This is a genomic window from Arthrobacter sp. (genome assembly GCF_030540645.1).
Taxonomy (GTDB): domain Bacteria; phylum Actinomycetota; class Actinomycetes; order Actinomycetales; family Micrococcaceae; genus Specibacter.
Window position 1 is genome coordinate 13,844 of the sequence record NZ_JAUNVV010000079.1, and the last position, 3,560, is coordinate 17,403.

The 3,560-nt window shown below is 63.4% G+C and carries 3 protein-coding genes; all 3 read right to left on the reverse strand.

The annotated features are described in order from the left end of the window. The coding region (locus Q4P21_RS13205) for a hypothetical protein (protein WP_303389220.1) at positions 1–471 on the reverse strand (471 nt) is incomplete at its 3' end. Between the two features lie 51 nt (positions 472–522). Continuing rightward, positions 523–2,160, reverse strand: a complete 1,638-nt coding sequence (gene dacB / locus Q4P21_RS13210; RefSeq protein ID WP_303389221.1) for a D-alanyl-D-alanine carboxypeptidase/D-alanyl-D-alanine-endopeptidase — start codon at positions 2,158–2,160, stop codon at positions 523–525. Beyond that, positions 2,157–3,377: a serine hydrolase gene (locus Q4P21_RS13215; protein WP_303389222.1), complete on the reverse strand. Its 1,221-nt coding sequence runs from the start codon at positions 3,375–3,377 to the stop codon at positions 2,157–2,159. Before Q4P21_RS13215 ends, dacB begins: the two co-directional genes overlap by 4 nt. Positions 3,378–3,560: the final 183 nt, after the last annotated feature.

Here is a 3,560-nt window from a genome sequence, read left to right on the forward strand (position 1 = left end):
CACGATCCAGGCAAAGGCCACCCCGGAAATCACGGTGAGAACTGCACCGGCACCAAACCAGGTCAACCCCGCCGCTGAACCGAAAATGAGCATCACCGCACCGATCGCATAGACTACCGGCGGCAACAGGATGATGCCCGCCTTGACGGCACGGATCCATCCGGACACCCCCTGCTCGTCCGCCACCGCACGGAGAGCCTGAAACAGCAGCCCACCCAGGACCGCCAACCCGATGGCAGCCTCAGCGCCGTACAGCCAGAGCGGGTGTGCAGGGACAAGGCCCAGAGCGCTCACGACGAGCGCGTACGCCAGTGTCGCAATGGCGCCGGCCGCTCTCGCAGGGAGCTGTGGCGCTTTCAGGATGGATGCGATGTTCACCGACATCGCGACGATCAGCAGACCCACCAAAGCGGCGAGCCCCCCGACCATGGCAACGTTGAAGTCCTTCCACATCTCCGCAGCCGCACTCATGTGCGCATCCTTTCGGCTGAGGCGCACATCCGGCGTCTCCTCTGGGGTTGATTAGTACGCCTGCTGGATCAGCGCGGCGACCTTGCCGACGTCGTCGTTCGCCTCGAATACCCCCGCGAGTTCCTTGTAGAAGCCCTGATTCACCATAATGGTGAAGGCGAAGTGACGCCCTTTCTGGGTATCCATCACGCCGCCGAGTGTTTTAGTGACCAGGCGGTAGCGGCTGTTGAACGCATCGCCGGCGAGGAGGGTTCCGGTCTTTGCGAACACCTTGCCTGCCGCCTTGCTGTCAGCTTGCACGTCGGCCAGCGAGCCGTCGACGCCGAGGATCGGCAGGGTGCCTTGCCAGCGCTTCGCATCCGGGCGCTTGGCCATGATCGCCTGGATGTCGACGGCGTTCTGTGCGGTGATGAGGTTGCCGTCGAGCCCGGACCCGTCTATCAGCGAGGCACCGAGGGTGTCGAGCTTCACGTCAGCCCAAATGGATTGCATCACCGTTATTCCGGCGTTGCACGCGGTTTTTCCGGCATCGACGGCAAGACGGCAGACCAGCGTCTGCGCACCGCGGTTGTAGCTGATCTTCATCACGTACTTCACCTCTTCACCGAGAGGCAGCGACACGAGCTTGGCTGCGAAGGGCAGCGCGTCGACGGTCGCTTGATCGGGCAGGGATTGCTCGGGATTCGTCGCCGTCGGGTTCGTCGACACCGTCACTCCTGCCCGCTGCAGAGCCTCGATGAAGGCGGTGCGGGCGAAAGTCGCGGGGTCTTCAAGCTCGTAGACCTTGAGGGCGGGTGCGCTGCCGGCGGCGACGGTGCCGGAGATCACGATGGTGTTGGGGTCCTCGGGCGAGACTGTTGGATCATCGAGTTCGGCGTCCTTGCCAGCGCCAACGGTCTGCACCTTGCTGACCAGCTTCCAGGGGGAGACAGCGGGTGTGAGGGCCGTCGTCGCAGGCTTGCCCTCCGCTCCGGGAGTGATCATGATGTCGAGCAGATTCTGGTTGATGATGATTGGCGTGACGGGTTTCTCGGCCAGTGTTCCGGTGAACAGGCGGTCATCGACGATGACCTCACCCTTCACCTCGGTGATGCCCGAAGCCTTTACCTGTGCAGCGAGATCGTTGAGGCCGGTAAGCGGGTCCTCAGTGGTGAGCGTCGCGCCGGGCAACGGGTTGGCATCATTGTGGTCAAGGTTCGTGTAATCGACGGTGCCGTCGGCCTTCGTGCGCCCGCCCATGGTGAGGTCACCCTGGCCAACCAGGATGAGGTCGCCGGAAAGAGTGCCGCCGGAGACGGTCCCCGACTGCTTCACCGGTGTGGTGATCGTGTGATCCGGTCCCCATTTCACCCACGCGGCTCCCGCACTGTAGGTCTTCACGAAGGAACCCGGCTCGGCGAGCTTGTCACCGTCCAGGTCGATGATGGTCTCCCCCGTGTCGAGGTCTTCAACCGAGATGACCCAGCGGCCGTGCGAGAACTGCGGTTGGTTCATCACCTCGAGCGCCGCATCCGGAAGCCCGGGAACGGAGGTGATGCCGGGGCTTGCCGTGCTCTTAGTACTCTTCGGTCCGGGAGCGCCGCCGAAGCAACCGGCGGTCAGGGAGGCGGACGCGACGATGGCGATGATTCCGGCGCCGCGTATGAGCCTGGATCGGGCGGGGCGCACAGCAATGATTCGTTCACTCATTTTCCAGTTCCGTTCTGCAGGACGGCGGCAAGGGCCCGGAAGGCCTGGTCGGCCGGGTGCGATTTGTCTGCGACGGTCGACTCGTTCATGTACACCACGATGCTGGCCCCTGTTTCGTTGTCGTGAAAGGTCGCAGCGGTGAATCCCACGCCTTCGCCGTTGTGTCCCCACCAACCATCAGTGGTACCCATCCCCACGGCGTAAAGGTCGTAGGGCGGTGCGGCGATCTTGTGGCCGATCTCGCGCAGCTTCTGCGTTTCCGGCTTAAGGAGTGCGCCGGTTCCGAGGGTATCTGCCCAAACCCGGCCATCTTCGAGCGTGGAGAACATCGACCCTGCCGGGCCGAGGATCGAGGAGTTCTCCACTTGTGCTTGCGGGACACCATCGTCGATGACATACCCCACCGGGTGCGGCACAGCCCATTTCGAGGCATCAACCATGTAGCTTGTGCCGGTTTGCTTGAGTGGATTCAGGATGCGCTCCTGCAGCACCTGCGCAAAAGGCTCACCGGTCACCTTCTCGATCACGGCACCGAGTAGGTTGATGTTGGAATTGGTGTAGACGTACTTTGTGCCGGGTGCGAACTGTGCCGGCTGGTGGAGAACACCGCTGTTGAGTTCATCGAGTGTGAAGATCCTCGCTGGGTCCGCTTGCCACTGGGCGAGGAATGCCGCATTAACGTAGTCGGCATTGCCGCTGGACATGTTCGCCAGCTCAAGCACGGTGATCTGGTCGCCATCGGTGACGCCGTCGACATATTTGTTGAGGGTGTCACCGAGGCTCAGCTTGCCTTCGTCGGCCAGCTGGAGGATCAAGGTGACGGTGTAGGACTTCGTGATGCTGCGGATGGGCCACACCATGTCCGTGGTCACGGGGATGTCTCCGTCGATGTTGGCAAGGCCGGCGGCCGCGGTCCATGAGCCCTCACCGGGCATCCAGACGCCAGCGGCTGCGCCGGGGACGGCGTATTTGGCCATGACCGACTCGAGTGCCGCTTGGAGCTCGGATTGAAAAGCCTCCGGGAGATCACCCTCAGGTGCCGCGGGGCGGGAAGCTTCGGCCGGTCTCGGTGCAGTGGTGCTGCCAGCGTTGCTCGCGCCAGTCTCGGAGGGTGTGGAAGCGGAGGTACATCCGCTCAGCAGCAGGGCCAGCAAGGCGGTGAGCCCCCCGGCCATGGCGACGTTGAAGACGTTCCGCGTTTTCGTGACCGCACCCATGCGCGCAGTCTATCGCCCCCTGCACAGCCTGTCATGGGGCTCAGCTTCCCCGAGGCACTCCACGAGGCAGCAAGCGTGAGTCGCGGCAGTGCCTCGGCGAAGACGGGGGCACCCTGCCACCTGACCGAAAAGAAACGCCGTCGTGGCAAGTTGCCCCCGTCATCAGCGGAACGGTGTCTAAAC

What these genes read in the sequence shown, in the direction of transcription:
- Q4P21_RS13215 (WP_303389222.1), bottom strand. Translation starts at nt 3,377, where the DNA reads ATGGGTGCGGTCACGAAAACGCGGAACGTCTTCAACGTCGCCATGGCC.
- dacB (WP_303389221.1), bottom strand. Translation starts at nt 2,160, where the DNA reads ATGAGTGAACGAATCATTGCTGTGCGCCCCGCCCGATCCAGGCTCATA.